The organism is Clostridium chromiireducens (genome assembly GCF_003575225.1).
GTDB lineage: Bacteria > Bacillota > Clostridia > Clostridiales > Clostridiaceae > Clostridium > Clostridium chromiireducens.
Genome location: NZ_QXDJ01000008.1, coordinates 115,198 through 137,300, shown reverse-complemented (window position 1 = coordinate 137,300; position 22,103 = coordinate 115,198). Strand labels below are relative to the sequence as shown.

17 protein-coding genes are annotated in these 22,103 nt (G+C 30.1%); 3 read left to right on the top strand and 14 right to left on the bottom strand.

Annotated features, from left to right (window positions below; all coding sequences use genetic code 11):
• Nucleotides 1–104 precede the first annotated feature (104 nt).
• The 7 genes from D2A34_RS23920 to D2A34_RS23890 form a co-directional block, all read right to left on the bottom strand.
• Nucleotides 105–470, bottom strand: coding sequence for a tautomerase family protein (locus D2A34_RS23920; RefSeq protein ID WP_119368127.1), 366 nt, complete (start codon nucleotides 468–470; stop codon nucleotides 105–107).
• Between the two features lie 41 nt (nucleotides 471–511).
• A complete protein-coding gene (locus D2A34_RS23915; protein WP_119368126.1) occupies nucleotides 512–1,300 on the bottom strand; it encodes a carbohydrate ABC transporter permease in 789 nt (262 codons plus the stop codon).
• Between the two features lies 1 nt (nucleotide 1,301).
• The gene (locus tag D2A34_RS23910) at nucleotides 1,302–2,195 is read right to left on the bottom strand and encodes a carbohydrate ABC transporter permease (protein WP_119368125.1); all 894 of its coding nucleotides are present in this window, start codon (nucleotides 2,193–2,195) and stop codon (nucleotides 1,302–1,304) included.
• Nucleotides 2,196–2,266: 71 nt separating this feature from the next.
• Nucleotides 2,267–3,625 (bottom strand): ABC transporter substrate-binding protein, encoded by a 1,359-nt coding sequence (locus D2A34_RS23905; RefSeq protein ID WP_119368124.1) that lies wholly within the window; start codon nucleotides 3,623–3,625, stop codon nucleotides 2,267–2,269.
• A gap of 44 nt (nucleotides 3,626–3,669) precedes the next feature.
• Nucleotides 3,670–4,488 carry a sugar phosphate isomerase/epimerase family protein gene (locus D2A34_RS23900; protein WP_119368123.1) on the bottom strand — a complete coding sequence of 273 codons (819 nt, stop codon included), beginning with the start codon at nucleotides 4,486–4,488 and terminating at the stop codon, nucleotides 3,670–3,672.
• 41 nt (nucleotides 4,489–4,529) lie between these two features.
• Nucleotides 4,530–5,024, bottom strand: coding sequence for a VOC family protein (locus tag D2A34_RS23895; protein WP_341456883.1), 495 nt, complete (start codon nucleotides 5,022–5,024; stop codon nucleotides 4,530–4,532).
• Nucleotides 5,025–5,032: 8 nt separating this feature from the next.
• The gene (locus D2A34_RS23890; RefSeq protein WP_242965995.1) at nucleotides 5,033–6,184 is read right to left on the bottom strand and encodes a Gfo/Idh/MocA family protein; all 1,152 of its coding nucleotides are present in this window, start codon (nucleotides 6,182–6,184) and stop codon (nucleotides 5,033–5,035) included.
• A gap of 311 nt (nucleotides 6,185–6,495) precedes the next feature.
• Here D2A34_RS23890 and D2A34_RS23885 point away from each other — a divergent pair, with 311 nt between their 5' ends.
• Nucleotides 6,496–7,356, top strand: a complete 861-nt coding sequence (locus D2A34_RS23885; RefSeq protein WP_079438799.1) for an AraC family transcriptional regulator — start codon at nucleotides 6,496–6,498, stop codon at nucleotides 7,354–7,356.
• A 138-nt stretch (nucleotides 7,357–7,494) separates the two neighbouring features.
• On the opposite strand, the gene D2A34_RS23880 is transcribed toward D2A34_RS23885, so the two are convergent.
• Complete coding sequence (locus D2A34_RS23880; protein ID WP_119368122.1) at nucleotides 7,495–8,931, bottom strand: 6-phospho-beta-glucosidase; 1,437 nt, start codon at nucleotides 8,929–8,931, stop codon at nucleotides 7,495–7,497.
• Nucleotides 8,932–9,152: 221 nt separating this feature from the next.
• Nucleotides 9,153–11,051 carry a beta-glucoside-specific PTS transporter subunit IIABC gene (locus D2A34_RS23875; protein ID WP_119368121.1) on the bottom strand — a complete coding sequence of 633 codons (1,899 nt, stop codon included), beginning with the start codon at nucleotides 11,049–11,051 and terminating at the stop codon, nucleotides 9,153–9,155.
• A gap of 141 nt (nucleotides 11,052–11,192) precedes the next feature.
• Here D2A34_RS23875 and D2A34_RS23870 point away from each other — a divergent pair, with 141 nt between their 5' ends.
• Nucleotides 11,193–12,074 (top strand): LysR family transcriptional regulator, encoded by an 882-nt coding sequence (locus tag D2A34_RS23870; protein ID WP_119368120.1) that lies wholly within the window; start codon nucleotides 11,193–11,195, stop codon nucleotides 12,072–12,074.
• Nucleotides 12,075–12,296: 222 nt separating this feature from the next.
• Here D2A34_RS23870 and D2A34_RS23865 read toward each other — a convergent pair whose 3' ends face one another.
• Entirely contained in the window at nucleotides 12,297–13,247 is a 951-nt protein-coding gene (locus D2A34_RS23865) for a flavodoxin family protein (RefSeq protein WP_119368119.1), read from the bottom strand.
• A gap of 223 nt (nucleotides 13,248–13,470) precedes the next feature.
• Here D2A34_RS23865 and D2A34_RS23860 point away from each other — a divergent pair, with 223 nt between their 5' ends.
• Nucleotides 13,471–14,751: a PucR family transcriptional regulator gene (locus D2A34_RS23860; RefSeq protein WP_119368118.1), complete on the top strand. Its 1,281-nt coding sequence runs from the start codon at nucleotides 13,471–13,473 to the stop codon at nucleotides 14,749–14,751.
• A 127-nt stretch (nucleotides 14,752–14,878) separates the two neighbouring features.
• On the opposite strand, the gene D2A34_RS23855 is transcribed toward D2A34_RS23860, so the two are convergent.
• The 4 genes from D2A34_RS23855 to D2A34_RS23840 form a co-directional block, all read right to left on the bottom strand.
• On the bottom strand, nucleotides 14,879–17,164 hold the full coding sequence (locus tag D2A34_RS23855) for a toll/interleukin-1 receptor domain-containing protein (RefSeq protein ID WP_182629459.1): 2,286 nt from the start codon (nucleotides 17,162–17,164) through the stop codon (nucleotides 14,879–14,881).
• Between the two features lie 81 nt (nucleotides 17,165–17,245).
• Nucleotides 17,246–19,933 (bottom strand): AAA family ATPase, encoded by a 2,688-nt coding sequence (locus D2A34_RS23850; protein ID WP_119368116.1) that lies wholly within the window; start codon nucleotides 19,931–19,933, stop codon nucleotides 17,246–17,248.
• Nucleotides 19,923–20,525: an ABC-three component system middle component 1 gene (locus tag D2A34_RS23845; RefSeq protein ID WP_119368115.1), complete on the bottom strand. Its 603-nt coding sequence runs from the start codon at nucleotides 20,523–20,525 to the stop codon at nucleotides 19,923–19,925. Before D2A34_RS23845 ends, D2A34_RS23850 begins: the two co-directional genes overlap by 11 nt.
• Nucleotides 20,526–22,025 carry a hypothetical protein gene (locus D2A34_RS23840; RefSeq protein ID WP_119368114.1) on the bottom strand — a complete coding sequence of 500 codons (1,500 nt, stop codon included), beginning with the start codon at nucleotides 22,023–22,025 and terminating at the stop codon, nucleotides 20,526–20,528.
• Nucleotides 22,026–22,103 lie beyond the last annotated feature (78 nt).

Below are 22,103 nucleotides of genomic sequence, written 5' to 3'. Positions count from 1 at the left end.
TTAATCGGAAATTTTTACCGACTTTCAAAATAAATTTGATGATGACAAGCCTGCATTCTTTAATTGCGAGTTTCGCAATTACCTATTTCTTTTACTTAATTTAATCAAACTTCTCTTTCGCCAAGGGACCAATTTTCAGCACTGTTTTCAACAACACAAACTAAAATATCATCGCGCCTAATTCCAATGTCAACAAGCCTCTTTGTTAGTTCTTTATATGTTATTTTCTTTTGCTCAAGTGAAAACATATTAACCATTGTAATTCTAATGATTATCAAATCATGTCTATCACGATTATCATAAGTTGGCGAAAAAATAATCTCCTCTTCATCATGCGGTCTAAACACTTGGAAAAGATCGGTTGTATCCATACCTAGACCTGCAACCAGCGAATTATGAATTGCATTTGATATTTCTTTTCCTTTATCCTCAAACACTGACCTTTTTAAGTCAACTTGAATCAACGGCATAATTATCTCCTTCTTTCACTATTATTCTGCTCTTGTTTCGATTATTTTAGAGCACCAGCACTCATGCCTTTTTCAAAATTCTTCTGCATGAACAAATAAACAATAATCTCAGGAATTGCAGTGAGCACAGCTGCAGCTAATATCTTCGTCTGGTCATTTGTAAACTCACCTTGGAAGTATTGTGGAAGCAGAGTTACCGTCTGCATATCTGGGCTTTGCAAGAACAGAAGTGGCATGAGATATGCGTTCCATGAGCTGATGAGTGTCAAAACAATAATTGATGATGCAATTGGCTTTGTAAGCGGAAGAATAACATACCAAAACGTCGAAAAAATACCCGCGCCATCAATTCTTGCTGCCTCCATTAACTCATTAGGAATTCCACTGTCAAAGTTTCTAGTAAGTAGAATTGTAAATGGCAATTGCAATGCTGCAATAGGTAAAATTACAGCCAAAAAGGTGTTGAATAGATGCATCTTTTGGAATGTTACAAACAATGGAGACAACAAAATTACTTCAGGTAACGTTAACGCAACAAGAATCAACCAAAAGAATACTTCTTTTCCAAATAGATGTAATTTTGCAAACCCAAAGCCAGCCGTCATACTGAATATATAAACCAACAAAATTACACTAGCTGATATAATGAATGAATTTCTAAAATAGATTGGAACTACACCTGTGTCCCAAACCGCCTTATAATTTAAAAACCCTGTTCCACCGATAGAGCCAAGAAACATTTGAACAAGTGGAATCGCATAAGGTATCGTTAGTATTAGTAGAATGATTTGCAAAACGACTTTACTTTTTAAACTTCTAATTTCAAACATTTTATCTCTCGTCTCCTTTATTAAGCCTATTTATAAGTATTGCACCGCAGAATGCAAGTACAAGGAGCATTACTGATATTGCAGCTGCATAGCCAAGATGAGCTTGCCTTATTCCCTGCCTATAAATATATGTGCCTAAAAATTCTGTTGCGTGATTTGGCCCACCAGTTGTAATCAGATAAGGAATATCAAATGTTTTCAAAGCACCTATGATTCCAAGCATTGCAAGAGAAACTGTCGTGCCTTTACAGTTTGGCAATACAATGCTCAATAAAGTCCTAAAGTTTCCTGCTCCATCTAAACGCGACGCCTCAAGTATTTCTTTATCTATTTGGCTCATTGCCGCATAATATAGAATGAAACTCATTCCTGTGAACTCCCAAATCGCAACAATCATGAGAATGAAAAGTGCCGAATTTGGTTTTGCTAGCCAATCAACAGTTATGCCTAAATGAAGTGTGTTAAATATACCTTGCAGAATTCCTTGAGGCGAGAACATCAATCTAAACACTGGTGCCATAGTAGCTGGTGCTAAGATTGTTGGTATAAAAATCAAGCACTTATGCAATGTAGCAAACTTTACTTTTGTATGCAAAATTGCGGCAAATATAAAACCTAGAAAGTTTTGAATTACAAATGTTAAAATGAAATAAACAATTGTATTTTTTATAGCTGTCCAAAAAACCCAGTCAGAAAAAAGTGCTTTAGTATAATTACTTATTCCCACTTTCGTCTGAATTGGATCAATCCCATTCCAATCTAAAGTAGACAGCTTGAATGTATACAATATTGAATAATATATAATACCTACAACAAAAACAAATGCTGGAAGAATCCACGGAAGTCCGTTTATCTTCGTAGATCTCAATGTTTTATTCTTTTTCATATTTTTCATGTTTATAATTCTCCTCAACACTAAATGATAGGGGCACTAGAAAAAATAGCCCCCTATAAAAATATTATCCCTTACTTACTATCAGCTTGAGTCGTTTCAAGTTGAGCAGCACCATCTTTAGGAGTGATACTTCCTCCTGCCACGCCAGCCAATACATCCATCATTTTTTGGTTCATATCTGCATTTATTCCTGCAAAACGAGGGTTATCATCACTTTTCATTGATTTTTCAATATATTTTTTGATTGCTTCGTTTTGTTTATCAGGATTTACAAGTTTTACTTTGTTCCAATCCGGAGTTGCTGATTTTAGAGAAGGAACAACATTTAAGGAATCTGCAATCATCTGTTGACCACTCTGAGAGGTTCCAAGCCAAACAGCAAATGTAGTTGCAGCCTTAATATTCTTTGATGTTGCAGACACTGCGGTTGAATAGTCTAAATCGCCAAACATAGATCCTGTTTTTCCTGTTCCAGCAATATCAGGGAAATCAATTGGAATCATTGTGAATGGCTTTTCTGTTGAAGATGCAGACTCAATAGCAGCCTTCATAGTATCAGGCAAAGTGTTTGATGTATACCAAGATCCCATCATAACCATAGCAGCCTTTTGAGACATAAATAAATTGTTTGCGTCTGGATATTGTTGAAGACCAAGAGCACCCTTTTGCATAATTCCGTCATCAAACAACCCTTTCCATAGCTCTAATGATTTGACAATTGAGTCATCAGTCCATTTAACTTCACCTCTTGTTGCTTTTGTGAAAGTGCCCGGGCTTACATTATCAGCAATTGCATGGAAAGTATCGATGTTAAATGCACCTTGACCTGCTCCCTGCACAAAACCTTCGATACCATTTTCTTCAAAAACTTTGCAAGCCTCTTTCCACTCATCTAAATTAGTAGGAACCTTTACATTGTATTTATCAAAAAGATCTTGGTTAATCCAAATATTCCCTGAATATACAGTTCCGACACCAAGTGCTTTCAACTGACCATTGACAGTCATTGTGGTGATTGATGCCTTGTTGAGCTTGTCTTCATAGTTATCGCCTAAAGCCTTTTTTACAGCATCAGTCAAGTCAATTGCTTGTCCTCCAAAAACTTTAACACCACCATTTCCTGAACCCGCTGAAACCTCAAAAGCATCAACACCCCCGCCATTTGCTAAAGCAGGTCTAATAGCCGCGTCATAATCATCTATTGATGTTTGTTTCCACGTAACTTTGATGTTTGGGTATTCTTTGTTAAATTCTGCAATATACTTTTCATTAGTTGGGGAACCCGGCGTCCACCCCCACCAAACTACTTCGCCTGACGTTTCAGAGGAAGTATCTTCTGCCTTTTTATTGCCACTACATCCTGCTAGCACTGTTGTCATCATAAACATTAAAGTAACTAAGCTCGCCACTAAAACTCTTGTTTTTTTCACTTTAACCTCTCCTTTTACTTTTATTACTCACTATATATAAACGCTTAGAGCGTCATTAGAGTCTTTATGTGCGTGACACTATTTAAATATTCTTCATCTGTATTAAGATGCTCTATAATAAACGGCATATTTTCATCAAAGGATAATCCTTGTTCGATTAGGTGCTTGATATTTATCCCTCCGTTTCCAGCACTGGTTTCCCTAAAAAACAGCGTATAATCGTCCTCCATCTTGACATCTTTCAGATGGCAACTTTTTATATGCTCACCTAGTTTCTCGAAGCATTCACATATAAATTCCTCATTAAAGAAATACCTTCTCGGTGTAGTTATCCAGTTAAAAATGTCCATATGAACAGCAAATCTATCTCTGTCCACAGACTCAAGCAACTGCAGATATTCATCCGGTCCAGTCGGGAACATCCATGGCATTGACTCGATTGTAAAATACGTGTTCTTAGGGTTTACCTCATCTATAATCTCCTGAATAGTCTTTACACCCAGTTTCCAGGTTTCCTTTGTAAAATTATCTTTATAAGCACCATCCCAGCGAGGGCCTCTTGCACCTATAATATTCACACAACAGCGAGCCCCTATCCTATCAGCAAGTTCAAGCTGCCCCACGGCGCACTTAATAGCCTTTTTACGTGCATCTTCATTTAAATCCAATGTATTGCGCCAAACTCCAACCTCTGCTATCACAAGGTTGTTTTTTTTCGCTTCTTTAACATACTCGTCAATAAGCTCATCATCATTTTCGTAAGAGAGTGGGAAATTTATACTTCCAAGTCCCAAGGTTTTATGTTTCATAGCCCATTCCTTTGGACTGCTGTGTTTTAATGGTGAAGATGTCCCAAGTCTCATATTTAGTATCATGCCTTTCTATTTATAGTTAGTGGTTAATATTACTTATTGTAACTCTCGAGAAGCTCAATTACACATTTTAGATCCGGAGCATCAAAATAATTATATTCGCCGCTGCCATCACCATAAACACCTCTTTGAACCAGCTTTAAACCAGCAGCTTCAGCATTTAGAGCAGCAGTCTTTGAATCCTTAACTTGAAATGCAACATGGTGAATGCCCTCGCCCTTCTCATCAAGATAGTTTCTCCATGTTGAAGGTTCCTCGTTAGGCTGAATCAATTCAAGCTGTAGTCCCGGACCAACATCAAAGAAAGCCATCCAACAATATGCATTTGGAGCGGGTTCACCTTTAAACTCTGTTCCTGTAATCGTATAGTCACCAATAGGTTGCGTCTCAGGGATGGCAACCCCTAAAAACTCAGCCCATTTTTTCTTTGTTTCCTCAACATCTTTAACTATAAATCCTACCTGTGCCACTAAATTTGTTCCTATTACTCCTGACATATTTATATCTCCTTTCAAAACTTTACTCAATCAAATTATTAAACTTCGTCCATATATCCACCTGCTTTTAAAGGCTCTGGCCTCTCACAGGTAGTTTTCATTTTGTAAAACTCGCCATTTTCAGATGAAATCATCATTCCCTCTATGGCTTCGGTAATGTGCATTATTAAACTTCCATTTGCTCTATTATTCGAGTTTGCTTCTATAGCTTTCGCAAGATCAAGCACGCCTAAGCCCCTTGAATAATCTTTAACTCTAGGATATAGCTCCGGAAGCTCATAGAATCTATTTTTTCTTGCCATAGCTTCATCTGTTTTTTGATAAACAGTGTCCGTATACTGTTCTTTCCTATACACACTAGGAGTGCCGCCGCCAAAATTCGGATCCGGATAGGTTAGTGTGCCACCATCTCCATAAATTTCAAACATCGGAAGGTTCGACCTATAAATATCAAAGCTTACGTTCAAATTTACAACCACGCCACTTTTTAACCTCAATATAGAAGAGTAATGAGTAGGGATCTTTACTTCAATATCCGTTCCAGCCTCTGGTCCCACATATATATGTCTAGTATCGCTACTCTTTGCATCAAGAGCAGCAATGCTCTCTATTGATCCTAACAATGATACAATCGCAGAGAGATAATACGGTGCCATATCAAATAAAGGGCCGCTGTTCTTCGTATAAAAAGGTCCAGGGTTAGGGTGCCAAGTTTCAACCCCGAAGGTGGTCATGTTTGCAGTAACAAAGAAAGGCTTTCCTATAAGATTAGCATCAAGATAATATCTCAAACTCTGAAGACCTGACGCTAAAAAGGTGTCCGGTGCACAACCAACTTTAACACCCTTTGCATCTGCTAAATCCAGCACTTCCTTTGCATCTTTTAAATTGGGCGCAAACGGTTTCTCGCTAAACAGATGTTTACCAGCCGTTATTATTTGCTTGCTCAACTCAACATGAAACTGTGGTGGTGTGAGATTTATTACAATCTCAACTTCATCATCATTTAACAATTCTTCCGTAGTATATGCCTTTTTTATACCAAACTCCGATGCTAGTTTTTGAGAAAGCTCTACATTTATATCTGCACAAGCGATTACTTCAAGATTTTTGTAAAATGCTATTATATCGGCAAGATATGTTCTGCTTATAACTCCGGATCCAAGTATACCTATTTTAAATATTCGCAAAATATTGCTCCTTTCTTATTAAATTTATATCTATGCAAACCATTTCTCAATGTGTTTTGCTATTAATATATTATCAATTCTACCTACAACTTACTCTTTAAAAATTATGAATTACCTGTGCATATTTTGTTATAATTATTTTTATTGCAAATATTATTACCATAAAAGAAACATTGATACTAAGGTATTTTGCCAAATTTGTATGCATATCCTTCCTTTAAACATATCAAATATTGCTATTTGACATCGTAAATGATAGACTAATCGTATACAAAGCTTTACATATATAACCATTAAAGGAGATTTCGCTTATGCATACGAATAATTATTTTGAGAGATTGAATTTTAGTAGCGGGAAAAAAATTAATGTATCAAAGAAAATCGATATAAATTTTTCTGATACGATGCATTGGCATCCTTTTATCGAAATACTTTTAAGCCTTTATGATAATAATGAAGTAACGATTAATTTCACCAAACATGTTCTTAAAACTAATGACCTGATCATAATTTATCCTGGTGACTTGCACTCGCTTGATCATGTAACTGAAAATGCTTTTATTCTCGTTCAGTTCCCTCTTGACTTACTGATGATTATGAGTGAGTTTAATAGCAATTTTTCTGTATTTAGCCAGTATCATTGCATTAAATATGACCCATCAGATATTGATGCCGACAGAATGATTTATTTAATAAAGAAATTGCCCGAGCTTTATTATTCCGACGCGCTTTTTAATGAAGTTCGTATATATTCCCTTCTCCTGGAGTTCTTTGCAAAGCTTGGACAATACTGCGTCGATGCCAAGAAAGAAGAATTCTCTGATGATGCAAACACAGGCTATAAGTCTACTAAGTTAATTACAGAAGCTTGCCTTTACATATCACAAAACTGTATTAAACCTCTTAAACTTGACGATATTTCTCATCACATAGGGGTTAGCAAGTCCCATTTCTCGCATTTATTCAAAAAATATACGAATATGACATTTATAGATTTCCTTACTACTGAGCGTATCAAAAGAACAGAATTTTTGATTTCGAATCCACAAGCACATATAATAGATATTGCATTTGACTCAGGATTTTCAAGCCTATCTTCATTTAACCGTGCTTTTAAAAAAATAAAAGGGATTTCCCCTAGAGAATTTAGGGAAAGGATGACTAATAAGTAAACGTAAAAAAATCCCCTAACGGGGACTATGAGTTTTGTGAATTTTAAAACGGAAAAGGTTTATCTTCATAAATTTTATGGTGGAGGCAAATCATGCCCCTTAAAATCCACCATTAAAATTTATATACTGCAACGGAGATTATTTTTTTAAAACCACTCCATTTGTAGCTATCACGTCTTTATACCAATAGAAGCTCTTTTTCTTATATCTTTCTAATGTTCCATTCCCTTCATTATCCTTATCAACATAGATAAATCCATAGCGTTTTTTCATTTCTCCAGTAGAGGCTGATACTAAATCTATGCATCCCCATGGAGTATATCCAATTAACTCAACTCCATCTGCAATAGCTTCTCCCATTGCTTTAATATGTTCTCTTAAATATTCAATTCTATAATCATCATTTATGGAACCATCTTCTTCAACTTTATCAACAGCACCTAATCCATTTTCAACAATAAATAATGGTTTCTGATACCTATCATATAAACTGTTACAGGTAATTCTTAATCCCTTGGGATCAATCTGCCATCCCCACTCAGACGATTTTAAATACGGATTTTTTACTGACTTAAATGCATTCCCTGCCGTCTCTCCTTTTAAGACTTCTGGATCAGTAGATACACATCTGCTTGCATAATAGCTGAATCCAATAAAATCAACTGTATGTTTTTCTAAAATTTCTTCGTCTTCTTGCTCCATCTCAATTTCTATATTATTTTCTTTAAAAAATCTTTTAGCATAACCTGGGTATTTCCCTCTTGATTGAACATCAATAAATAAAAGATTTTCTCTTTCTTTTTCCTTTGCTTTAAGAATATCATCAGGATTACATGAATATGGATAAAAATCTCCTGCTGCAATCATACATCCAATCATACAATTTGGAATTATTTCATGAGCAAGCTTTGTTGCGAGTGAACTTGCAATTAATTCATGATGAGCTGATTGATACTTAATTTGAAGTTCATTTTCTCCTTCTTTAAATCTTACTCCAGCTCCCATAAACGGTAAATGTAGTATCATATTAATTTCATTAAATGTCATCCAATACTTAACTTTTTCTTTATATCTCTCGAAAATTACTTTGCAGTAATTTAAATAAAAATCTACAAACTTACGATTTTTCCATCCACCAAACTTTTCAATAATTCCAATTGGTGTATCAAAGTGGCAAATCGTAACCACTGGCTCAATTCCATGACTTAGCATTTCATCAAATAAAGAATCATAAAATTTTATCCCTTCTTCATTTGGTATTTCTTCATCACCACTCGGAAATATTCTTGACCAAGCTATTGATACTCTTAAACATTTAAATCCCATTTCTGAAAATAATGCTATATCTTCCTTATATCTATGATAAAAATCTATAGCTTCATGAGAAGGATAGAATTCTCCTTCCAATACTCTTAATTCATCGATTTTTCCACGTATGATTTCAGATCTTTTTTTGCCAGTTGGACAAAGATCTACTGTAGTTAATCCTTTTCCACCCTCTTTATATGCGCCTTCACACTGATTGGCAGCTAAAGCACCACCCCATAAAAATCCTTCTGGAAAATTTATATTCATATTTTTCTTCTCCTCCATCTAAAACTATACTACATCTATTGTTATAAATTCTAACTTTTAATTTAATAGTAAAGGATGAAATTACTAAGGAGCAATGCTAATCTAAAAATGATGTTCAAGCTCTTATACTGATTTTACAGAACTTTTCTCATGCATTTTATATTGACCTTTCAGCCTTTTTCCTTATAGCTTTCATCCTCCATTATTAATTATAATATCTTCTACTTAATTAAGTTAATTAGTTGATCTTTTTCTTTTATATTTGCATCTTTGCTCGCAGCAAATGAAATCTCTCCATATTTCAATGTATTTGTTATTATAACAGGCGTAATAACATCATATCCTGCATTTTTTATTTCTTCTACATTGAATTCAACTAATAAATCGCCTATTTCTATTTTGTCTCCTACCTTTACATTGGCACCAAAGAATTTCCCACCTAATTTTACTGTATCTAGTCCTATGTGAATTAATATTTCTGCACCTTCATTTGAAGTAATTCCAATAGCATGTTTTGTATCAAATACTGCACTAACTATACCATTTACAGGAGAAACTACTCTGCCTTCCTTTGGAATAATAGCTATTCCCTCTCCCATCATCTTTTCTGAAAACATCGGATCATTAACTTCACTTAGTGAAACTACTTTTCCTTCAATTGGTGAATAAACAATACTGTCTTGTATAGTATCATTTTCATCTACAGCTATCTCAGCTGCATTTGTACCAGCTGTTTCTGAATCATTCTCTTTAGCTTCAATAATATCTTCGAATCCTATAATAAGAGTAGCAATAAACGAAACAACAAAAGCTATAGCTGCACCTATACATGCAAACATAATATTTTTAAAGCCATCAGTTCCAATATATCCAGGTAATGCTAAAAGCCCTGGTGAACCTGAAGTATATCTTCCAACTCCAGTAAGTCCTAAAAATAATCCTGATGTGCCTCCACCAATCATAACTGCAATCAGAGGACGTTTTAATTTTAATGTAACTCCATACATAGCTGGCTCTGTAATACCACAAACTGCAGTTATACCTGCTGATGAAGCTAATTGTTTTAATTGACTATTTTTTGTTTTAAGCGCTACAGCAAGTGCTGCTCCGCCTTGTGCAATATTAGATCCAAGCATACCTGGTCCTACAACTGTATCAAAACCAGCCGTTGCCAAATTATTAATGCCAATAGGAATTAATCCATAATGCATACCTGTCATTACTAGTAGTGGTGAGAATGTACCAACAATAAAAGGAACCAGCCATCTAGCATATGTATTTAAAAATGCAATAGCTCCAGAAATTCCATTACCGCAAATTATTCCGATAGGCCCAAGCACAATTAAAGTTACTAATCCAGTAGTTAATAGTGTTAATAGTGGCTTTGTGAAAAATTTAATTGCATTTGGCGAAACTCTATCTGCTATAGGTTCAACAAAGGACATAAACCAAACACCTAAAATAATTGGAATAACAGAAGATGAATAACTAGCTAAAGTTATTGGCAACCCTAAAAAGTAAATTCCTTCCCCACTCTTTTTAGCTGCCCCCACCATACTAACAAAGTTAGGGTGCAAAATAACTGCTGCAATTGACATTGCCATATAAGGATTACATTTAAATTTCTTTGCTGCTGAATTAGCAATTAAAAATGGTAAGAAGTAAAAGGCTGCATCTGCCATAAAATTAAGTACTGAATATACCTGACTCTCAGCTCCAATCACCTTAAAAGTAACTAATAGCGCCATAACAGCCTTTAACATACCAGCTCCAGTAATAGCTGGTATGATTGGTGTGAAAATACCCGCAATTGTATCAAGCACTTTTACTACTGGACCTTTATCATCCTTTACTTCACTTGAAGAATCATTGTCAAAACTAGCAATCTTATTTATTTCTGCGTATACATTTGCGACATCGCTTCCAATAATTACTTGATATTGTCCTCCTTTATTTACAACGCCCATAACGCCTTTTGTATTTTTTAATATATCAGTAGCTGCTTTACTATCATCTTTTAGATTAAATCTCAATCTTGTAGCACAATGTGTTAACGAGGAAACGTTTTCCACACCGCCAACATTTTTTATAATATCTTTGGATAATTGCTTATAATCCATAATATTTTCCCCCTGTTAGTTTATTTTTCTTTTTTGATATCATTTACAAATTAATTATATTGTCTTATGATTTATCTATCAATACTATATTTAATATGATGATCATAGTTTGTATCTATGAATAGGAGGCAATATAATATTATGTTAGAAATAAGATTATTAAACTACTTTCTAGTGCTTGCTGAAGAGCTTCATTATACAAAAGCTGCTGAACGTCTTAATATTTCACAGCCAACACTAAGTAATCAAATAAAAATTTTAGAAAGCATGTTGAATATTAAACTTTTTGATTATGTTCAAAAAAGGACAATACTAACAGAGCCTGGTAAAATATTAAAACAACATGTATATAAGATTTTCTTTGATCTTGAACAAGCAGAAGCAGATATTAAAAATTATGCAGGAAAATCAAGAGAACAAATCAAAATAGGAGCATCCGGCTCTCACTTGCTACTAATTCCTTGTTCAAGATTTAATAATATTAATAATAATATTTTAATTACAATGGAAGAGCACAGCAGCAATACAATTATTGATAATGTAAAAAATGGTAAGCTAGATTTAGGATTAATTTATGAGGCCTCAGAAGATTCCGCCATACATTCTGAGCTGCTAAATATTGAGTCTTATCTTGCAGTTGTGCCGTTAAGCTCAAGACTCGCAAAGTATTCTTCTGTCTTTTTAAGAGATTTGACTCAAGAGAATATCGTATTATTACCTCATTATTCCAATTCACGAAAAAATATTGATAAAGCCTTTAGCATGATAAATCATATTTGCAGACCTAGGATTCAAGCAACTAATTTAGATTCTTGTATAAGGTTAATAGAGCATTCAGATAACATTACTATTTTGCCAAACTCTTATATAAAATCTGTAAATAAAATTGACTTTAAAGCAATTCCTATTTCTGATTATCCGCCTAAGCAAACAATTAACTTAATATATAGGAAAGATTTATTTTTAGATGATATTTTAAAATCCTTCTTAGAGATTATTAGAGATTTTCATCAAAATAATTAGTTTTCTAACTTCGGTTATAAAGCGTTTTATATGCCAGATAGATATCAAAAATTATTAAGAGTATTTTTATTGCTTTAAAACCAAATATAAAATAAAAGACCCACGAAAATCCAATATTTTCGTGGGTTTCATAGTTAAGGCGAAGCGTGACATTTGAAATTCACCATAAAATTTATTTTGTTTAAAAACTTATTATTATAGATTAAAAGTTCATATCTATTCTTAATTTATTTCAATTGTAGGAAATTTTAATTCCTTATACTTAACAAACTTTTCTTTAACTGTTGTTAGATTTTCTTCAGTATAGAAGCCACCTTGTGTATGCATAATTTCTTTTACATGCTCTGCTCTTCCTTCAGTATCAGTACGATCACGGCTTAATCCATCTTCTTGAATTACAAACTTCCATTTACCTTCTTCTGTCTTTTCTAAATTTCCGCCTGCACCACAAACTTGACATTCAACTGGGAAAAGTAACCCATCCCATTGTAATTCTCCTAAAATTAATGCATTTGAATGACAATGTGGGCACCATCCCATGCCTTCATCTCCAAGCCATTCTCTTTCTGCTACAGGTGTATTTAATGATTTCATGATGTTTTCACCCATCTTATGAGCACGTTCAATCATATCATCATGTAATAAACATTGTTTTGGAGCCGGTACTCTTGTTGCTAAATACATATCTACTACTCTAAAATCATTTGTAAAACATGTAGCTTGCATACTTTCTAAAGCCATTGACTGCCATGAACGAGTAGATCCTCCAACAGCAATTAATCCTGCAACTCTATCTCTATGTTCAATTGCTCCAATAAATTCTAAAAATGCTGATTCATACGCTAAATTTCTATGCATAAATTTTGAAAATGTTGCTGTTGGCATTAAATCATAAGTTGGTGCTGATGCAATTATAGCATCCACATTTAGCATAACATTCATGATTGCTTCTTTATCATCTTTTTTACTTAATGTACATCCAACATTTTTTCCAGCACTCATACCATGTGTACAAGCTGTACATCCAGAACACTCCTCAATGTGATAATCTCTTAAGTTAATCATTATAACTTCTGCACCTTGTTCTTGACATGCAAGTAATGCTTCTTTTAATAAAATTTCAGAATTTGAATCTTTTCTTCCTGCGGTGATACCTAATACTGTAAAAGCCATAATATAATCTCCTTTTAACAACTTTAATATTTTTCTTAAAGTGTTTTATAATTTTATGTTTTGTTTTTTATAAGGCATGAATTTTCACTTACAAAATCAAATCTTTTGTTATAATATTATCATGTGAAGAAGTGAAGTTCATCCAAAATAAGTCTTAAAATAATGCTTTAAATTGCTTACTATTTAGACATTTTTCTAATTCGGATAAAATAAGGAGAAACTTATGCAGAAAAAAAATGACTTATATAAAAAAAAATACGAACTATACAATAGTTTATTTACTGAAAATAGTATGGATGGGATTCTTAACATTGGCGAAAATTTTTTAGGTAATCCTATTTTTATTTTAGATACCAGTTATCGCATTATGGCCCGTTCAAGCCTAGCCAAGCTTGATAATTCAAGCATAGAAACTCATAATGGAGAAAGTTACCTTTTGCTAGATATTGTTCAATTAATGCAAAAGAATAAATGTATTGATAACATCTATAATTCAGATAATGCGTTTTTTCATAACTCAGATGAGATTTTAATTTTTTGTTCTATCAGAATTAATAATATTACTGTTGGATATATATCTGTTTTGCAAAGTAAAAGGAAATTCAATGCAGAAGATTTAGAATTGACAAATGTACTGTCTAAGGTATTTTCCATTCAACTTCAGAAAGAAAATTTGTTTATTAGTAATTCTGGATTGGATGAAGAATATTATTTAACAGATTTATTGATAAATAGGATAGATAATATTGAATATATGACTGAACGATTACAATATGTAAATTTTAATTTATCCGAAAACTTGATTATACTTTCAATACCATTTAAACAAAAATATAAGGATTATAGACATAATTTCGGATTAAAGGAATTAATAAAGAAAATTAAAACTATATTAGGAAATTGTATTTCAACATATTATAAGGATACTATTACTTTTCTTATAAGTAATGGGCATAAAGAGGTTATTACTGATTCTCTTAAAGAAACTATCTTAGAATTTTTGAAATTAAATAATTTACGGTGTGGTATCAGCATGGTTTTCCAAAATTTATTACATATACAAGATTTTTTTTACCAATCTATATACGCCTTAGATTTATCATTATGTATGAAAATAGATAATACTATAAATTATTTTGAAGATTATATAGAGTATTATTTATTTAATATGTCTATGAGTACAACTAATGATTTATATAAAATAAATTTATTAACTTTAGTCCACCCTTATATTAAAAAACTTATTAAATTTGATGATCAAAATAAAACAGAATTATTTAAAACTCTAAAGATTTATCTAGAAAATAACAGAAATGCCAATGATACGTCTATAAAGCTAAATATACATAGAAGCACATTCTTTTACCGGTATAATAAAATTCAAGATTTACTTCATATATCATTAGGAAACAATAATAACCTATTCAAATTAGAATTATCATTTAAAATTTTAGATTATAATGCATTAACAGAAATCCAAATTATAGATTTTTTGCGGGTTTGATTGTAACTCTACCCCACGACAATAAAAAAACACGACCATCTGCAAGTAGCTATTTAAGCCAAATACAAATGGTCGTGGATTTTATGGTGGAGGCGAAGCGTGACCTTTGAAATCCACTATTTTTCAATTATTCGTTTTCCAAAAATTCAGGATCATGGCAACTTACTCCAATACCAAATTTATGATCTCTATCTATTCTAATTTCTTTAAATTTTTCTAATCCTGGATAAGGCTTTACTGTTCTCTCATCACTTCTATATTCCGGACATATTGTTTTAAAAGAAGAGTCCATGCAAGGCCCATATGTAACCACTAATTTTCCTTCATCTAATCTAAAATCAGAATTGATATATTTTCTTATATTATCACATATATAATTAGCAGCTCTTGTTAACTCTAAAACCAAATCTTGTACTAAGCAAACATGAAAATTATATTCTCCTAAAAGCTGTTGATATCGTTGTTCATTCCACTCATCAATATGATAAAACTTTTCTGTATAATACATCTTTCCCCTTTTTTCATAATGCTCATTAAAAATATTATACAAATCATTTAATACTAATCTGAAATTTTCAAATGAATCTTCTAATTCTACCAGCTTATTGGGCCAGATTCGTGAAAATAGCCATTCTCTTAGCTTTTCTACTTTCTCCCAGTTTTCTATAAAAATATGTGGTTGTCCACTGCCAAGCATCCAAGATGTCCATGTCCTCCAATTACTAATATCTGCAAAATCACACCATTTATCTATATAACTTAAATATAAATTATTATACTCATTCTTTTGCATATCTGTTAATATAGTCTTCTCTTTAATAACATCATTAATATTTAAGTTTTCCTCTACATTATCTTCATCAACAATTTTAATTATTTCTGCAAACTGTTCACTCTCAATTTGATCAGTATATAGGATATTATTCATATCAGCAATTATAGATATAAACTCCGAAATTGTATTTTTTATACTCGCTCTTTTTTTAATTTCATCTGAAATTTCTGCACTTGCTTCTCTTGGAATACGCTCTACCTTTTCTTTAAGCTTATTGTACTCTTCATCCCAATAATTTATATAATCAACCCTATCTTCAACTTTAAATATATTAGTATTCTTATGTACCAAGGGTATTATTCTTTCTTTAAAATCATTATCTTTAATAAATTCCAATACTTCATACATACAATTAATCGATTCTAAATATTCTTTACTTATTAGCATAATAACAAAATCTGCATCACGTACTTTTTCCATAAATTCTTTAATACTATCTCTATACTGTAAATCATGTTTGTCTCTAATTACTTTTATTCCTTCACTATTAAACAAATTATCTATACTATTTGCTGTCTCTTCATTTTTCCAACAATATGATAAAAATATTTTTTTCATATTTTCCCTCTTTTCAAATTTTTTAAAATTAATTTCTTTGCTAATATTCAATTTATTTTTTCTTTCATAAATGTAAAATTCTACATTTTTACTAGCAACAATAATATTATCTCCTTTATTTACAACTAATATATCTCTTATTGTATCATTTATTTTATCCTCATAAATTATATTCCCATCATAATCAATTGCTCCAAACTCTCCAAAATAATTACCAAAATATATCACAGAATTGGTAGAGTCATTTTCTAATACTCCAACTTCTTTATTAATTTTTATATTCTTTTTTATTTGATATTTATCTATTATAAATAGTTCTAAATTATTTAGTACAACAAATACTTTATCTGTATTTTCTATAATCTTTATTTTTTTTATTTTTACACTAAAATCTATTTCTTTAACACATTTAAGCAAATTCAGATCATATATAATTAATATATTATTATCTGAAACATAAACAATACTTTCAAAAACATCTACACATATATTAGAAGATTTTAATTGAAATTTTTTAATTAAAATTCCATTAATATCATATATTATAATATTAGATCCTGAAACTGCAATTATTATGTCTAAATATGAAATAAATTTAACATAAGTATATTCTTCTTCTCCATCACACTTGACAGGACATCCATATCTATCAATTCTCTCCCTAATCCAATCATTCTCACTTAACTCTTCTTTTCTATACGATGTTTTTACCCATATAAACTTTCCATAATCTTTTTGTATTTTGTATAATTTCAATGGTGGATTATAAGATTGCTCCCACCCACCAGTTATGATCTTATTCTCATTCATAGATATCGAAAAATCATTTATGTAGATCCCTGCTACATTTCTACTCTGGAAAAATTCTCTTGCATTAAAACTAATCTTAAAAATATTACTATTTAACAAACAATATATTTCATTTGTAATTTTATTAATCTCTATCTTTTTCAATTCAGTATGAATATACTTTTCTGCTTTTATATCTGCCCTACTATATACCAATATTTTTGTTAACATATCTAAAATCCCACCTATGACTATCATCTATATATCTGGATATTTATTAATTATAGAAAATATTTCTTGACATATTAACTACTACATATACTCAGTTTCTTTTATTATTGGCCCATTCATGTCGTAACTTTCAATGCAATATTCTCTAACCTTTAAATGTCTAAACTTCATTTTTACTAGATTTCTAAATTTTTCATCATGAGTTGTTAATACTATTGTTTTATTATTCATTTTGCTTTCATTCGAAAATAAATTTCGCAGAATGTCAACAAATCCAACAACGTTTATATCATCCATATTTTGAATAGGATCATCTATAAAAATTTGGTCTAAATTACTCCAACTTTGCTGGAATGCAAATCCTAAAAATATGCTTAGTGCCAATACATTTTTTTGTGCTGAACTAAATATGTAGTCTGCCTGTACTCTCTCAAATTCATTATTCAACTTAAATATTAATCCATTTGAACTCTCGATGTTAATGTCTTTATGAATAGGATGCGGGTTAATATTTTTATATATTTGATGCACTAATTTATTATCTAAAATATATTTTTTAATTATCTTCTCATTGGTTTTAGTACTACTATCTTGAATTGATTCAATAATACTCTTTATCATTACTAATTTATTATTTTTTTCTTGTAATTCTAGTACACTTATTTTCAACTTTTCATATTTTTCTAATTGCCTAATTATCTTTAAAGAAATTTTCTCAGTAGAATCCTTGATATACTTATTTAAGCTAGATATCTTCTTAAATTTATTTTTTATAATTTCCTTATTACTATTTATTTCTTCAATTGTTCTATTTTGATATGGGTCATATTTATCTAAATCTTGTTTAAAATTATGCAAAAATTCTGGACTATCAATAAGTTCGCTCATTACTTTTTCTTTTGGTAAAATTTCTTTTTCTATGAGCATTTTATGCTTTTTATTTACTTCTACTCTGATATTATACATTATCCCTGCTAAAACTTGTTTATTTAATACTTCATCTATTTTAGTAAAATACTTTCTTTTTATTAGCATTTCTATATGTTTTTTAATTTTGTTTTGTTTTTTCACTTCAATATCTTTCTTTATTTTTGCAGCTTTTAATTTTTCTACTACAATAGATTCAATATTAATAATACTTTGATTTTTTCCTTGTTGAGTATCTTCTACAATTTTAAGTATAGTATCTAAAGCTAAATCCATATTTTTTTTGATATCTTTTAATTTAATTAGTAAGTTCTTAATTTCATTATTGATTATATCTATAGATTTTTTCATTTCGTCATATGATGAATCATTGATGTCTAAAATTTTCTTAATATTAGATATTATCGCATCTGCTGTTACTTCACTATTACATAAAGGACATCTCTTATTTTTATTAATATTATCCTTATTATCTTCAACAAATTTTACATTCACACTATAAAATTTAATTATTTCATCTCTTACTTTCCCTAATTTGGCAATGTTATTTCTTAACTTTGTCTCTGTTTCAAGCTTTCTAGCATATTCTTTCTTGATATTTATATACTCTTTTATTAAACTCTTTGTAATAATACTGTCTATCTTAAAATTGGCTTCGAAAAATTGTATTAACTCTTTTAGTTTATCTATATCTTTTGCTTCTAAAATTTCTAAGTTTCTGAAATATTTAATATTAACTACATTACTCATTACTTTATCATTTATTTCTCTAAACTTTTTTTTAATTTTCTTTATTCTTTGAAACTGATTATTATATCTTGAAATTTTCTTTTCTTCTGTAATTCTTTTATTCAGTATATCTATATTCTGATCTATAAAAGCAAAACTAATAAAGTCTTGTAATTTAATATATAATTCATCTATTTCTTTTATTTTTTCTCTTATTTCAATAGACTTATCTATTTTTTCATTTATCTTTTTTAATTCTTCTAACTTATTATTACTTAGTTTTAGTAAGTTTGTAATATTTTCATACTTTTCATTTACTTCTATATCTTTATTTGTTATTTTACTTAAAATATTTTCATCAATATTATCAATAACTTCTTTCTGTTGTGTTAAATTATGTTGTATATTAAATATAAAATCATTAACATCTTCAAAAGATTTAAATTCAGTCTCTATTAAAACTTTATGTGGTTCACAGTTTTCAATGCTCTCTTTTAAAGTTTCTATTTCATCAGTATATTTATTTATATTTTGAATTAATGTTTGTAACTTATACTCACCATGCTTTATACTATCGAATAATTTATTATATCTGTCAATCCCAATTATATTAAATAGCTTTTTTTCTCTATCCTCACTTCTTTGATTACATAAAAAACTGTTTATAGTATCTTGTCCTAGCATATGAGTATGATAAAAATTTTCACAAAAATTTATCTCATTATCTTTATTACGTAGTAAACTTTGAAAAATACTTTCATTGTCAAGTTCTCCCCCGTCAAAATCTCCCTTTTGTGTCTGCTTATTTTTTCTTGTCAATTTTTCCCCATTATCAAATATAATTTTAATTTCCGCATTAGTTTTCTTCCCTTCTTTACCGGAAAAAAAATTAATCATTTGACATTTATTGAATCTTTTTTTATCTACTGTGCTTATTTCATTCAGATGACTTATATTTCCTGTTAATCCCCATTCAATACTATCAATTATACTTGTTTTTCCAAATCCATTAGGTGCATAAATTAGTACAATGTTACTTTCTGCCAATCTTATATTTATTCCATTATTACCTATTCCTCTAAAGTTTTTTATTTCAATCTTTTCAATCTTCATTTTCTTTCCTCTCTAAGCGAATCAATTCTCTCTCAATACTAGCGCTTAATTTCTTTGCATCTAATTTTAATATTTCTATGTAACTACACAAATCTTCTATACTCTTTAAATTTATATCAGTACTTTTATCTATATCATAATTTGCAATATCTTCATTTATAAAATTAATTAATTCTAATTCTTCATTGCTCAAATCGCTCTCAAATTCATTTATTTCTTTCCCTAAATTAAATTTATTATTTAATTCTTGTTCCAAATCTTTTTCATTTCCATTTATAAATATTTTTCTACAGCTAAACTTGTCCTTTTCTATTTCATTTTTTTCTTTAGGGTCTATAAAATATTTTTCTAAATCAAGTAAAATCAAATAAACATCATATTTTCTAAATCTATCTTCTCCTTTTACTGACTGAATAGTTGCTATTATTTCACCTTCCATCTCAGCAATAGGAATCCCATTTTCATCAATCACATAAAATGTCAATATATATGTATCATCTATTAAATAATATGATGTAATAAATTTATTATCATTTAATCTATATTCTCTATATCTATTCTTAAAACATTTATCCATAATTTCATTTAACATTTATTTCATGACCCCTTCGTAATCTAAAGCAATTTCGTCTTTTTCTTTTTCAGTTATTTTTATACACTCTCCACAATGATAATCTACCATTAATTTTTTTCTTAATTCTGAATAATACATATCATCATTTTCTTCTGGATCTGCAATGTTTAAAACAAGTTCCTTTATGGCCAAATCACTTTTGTTTCTATAACTCTTAGTTTCTTTAGAACATTCTTTAAATTTATTGCAATTTAATAATATACATTTTATATTTTCACTAGCTTCCTTTTTATGTATGTCAATTCTTTTATAATTTTTACTAAACCATCTTGATAATGCTTTGCTATAAATTGAATTTCTGTTACTAATATAATAGCCTATTCTCCTATTTCCCAATTTCATATTGTAAATCTCATCATCTACACACTGAACATTATTATCTTTACTATAAATTGATTTTAACATTGCAACATATATTATTAAATTTGCTAAATCTTCAGTATCAACATCGTCTAAAGTCTTATTATTCATTCTTTCTATATAGTTGAGCCAATTACCTTCATCCTTAAAGCATTCCAGTATTTCATCTATAATTTCATCTATTTTACTATTAAAATACTCAAATATTTCACTATCTTCTGTATAATCTCCTTCTTTTAGGTAATTCTTAATTTCTTCGCCAACCCTCCCATATAAGTTCATTTTCTCTATTCTTTCTAAACTCGTATAATCATTTATAATTTTCTCATATCTTTCCTCGAAATTTGATATTAATTTATTCACATCATTTATGCATAGTGTTTGTTTCTTGTGAATAACTTCATCGCCAATATCACAAATATTACTCCAAACAAAATCTTGTAAACATGCAAAAATCTTATAAGAATCATCTTTCAACTTTATGTTTACATTGCTAATATAATTTTCAATTTTTTCTTTTACTATTTTATGATCAACTATCTTATCAAATTCAAATCTAACCTTCTTTATAAATTTGATTAAGTCAATCTTTTTTAATTCTTCGTTTGCATTATCTTCCGCAATTTTCTTTAACTCATCTTCTTTTTTTTCTGAGTTTTTATTGCCTTTCACTATAGATTTATATATTTCATTAACATATAATTGTCTAATTTTATTGGATAGAGTAGTTTCATTCTCTTTTATAGTTGCAGGCTCTATCTTCTTGTTATATACATTCATCCATAAATTTAAATCTCTACTCATATCTTTCTTAGATGTATTAGTCATAAATACATACTCATTAACTGGATCATTTATTTCTATATCTATAAAGTTTCGAATACTATTTTTAAAACATTCATCTCCCCATCCAATATTACTTGAATAGTACTTTGATTCAATAGAAATACACTTATTATCCTTATATATGTATATATCTGAATTTCTATATTCACAAGCTATATAGTCATCTTCTTCCAATCCAATTAAATAACTTATTGTATTTAATATAGCATAATAATGTCCTGAAATACTTTTAGCTGCACCAGTATCTCTCAAACTCTCTCACCTCTTTATTTTTCTTCACCAATTGCAAGCATTATCTCTACATACTAGAATATATTAATATTTTATCAT

What these genes read in the sequence shown, in the direction of transcription:
- D2A34_RS23875 (WP_119368121.1), bottom strand. Translation starts at nt 11,051, where the DNA reads ATGGATTATAAGCAATTATCCAAAGATATTATAAAAAATGTTGGCGGT.
- D2A34_RS23850 (WP_119368116.1), bottom strand. Translation starts at nt 19,933, where the DNA reads ATGAAGATTGAAAAGATTGAAATAAAAAACTTTAGAGGAATAGGTAAT.
- D2A34_RS23910 (WP_119368125.1), bottom strand. Translation starts at nt 2,195, where the DNA reads ATGAAAAATATGAAAAAGAATAAAACATTGAGATCTACGAAGATAAAC.
- D2A34_RS23880 (WP_119368122.1), bottom strand. Translation starts at nt 8,931, where the DNA reads ATGAATATAAATTTTCCAGAAGGATTTTTATGGGGTGGTGCTTTAGCT.
- D2A34_RS23860 (WP_119368118.1), top strand. Translation starts at nt 13,471, where the DNA reads ATGCAGAAAAAAAATGACTTATATAAAAAAAAATACGAACTATACAAT.
- D2A34_RS23865 (WP_119368119.1), bottom strand. Translation starts at nt 13,247, where the DNA reads ATGGCTTTTACAGTATTAGGTATCACCGCAGGAAGAAAAGATTCAAAT.
- D2A34_RS23920 (WP_119368127.1), bottom strand. Translation starts at nt 470, where the DNA reads ATGCCGTTGATTCAAGTTGACTTAAAAAGGTCAGTGTTTGAGGATAAA.
- D2A34_RS23845 (WP_119368115.1), bottom strand. Translation starts at nt 20,525, where the DNA reads ATGTTAAATGAAATTATGGATAAATGTTTTAAGAATAGATATAGAGAA.
- D2A34_RS23915 (WP_119368126.1), bottom strand. Translation starts at nt 1,300, where the DNA reads ATGTTTGAAATTAGAAGTTTAAAAAGTAAAGTCGTTTTGCAAATCATT.
- D2A34_RS23855 (WP_182629459.1), bottom strand. Translation starts at nt 17,164, where the DNA reads ATGTTAACAAAAATATTGGTATATAGTAGGGCAGATATAAAAGCAGAA.
- D2A34_RS23870 (WP_119368120.1), top strand. Translation starts at nt 11,193, where the DNA reads ATGTTAGAAATAAGATTATTAAACTACTTTCTAGTGCTTGCTGAAGAG.
- D2A34_RS23885 (WP_079438799.1), top strand. Translation starts at nt 6,496, where the DNA reads ATGCATACGAATAATTATTTTGAGAGATTGAATTTTAGTAGCGGGAAA.
- D2A34_RS23900 (WP_119368123.1), bottom strand. Translation starts at nt 4,488, where the DNA reads ATGAGACTTGGGACATCTTCACCATTAAAACACAGCAGTCCAAAGGAA.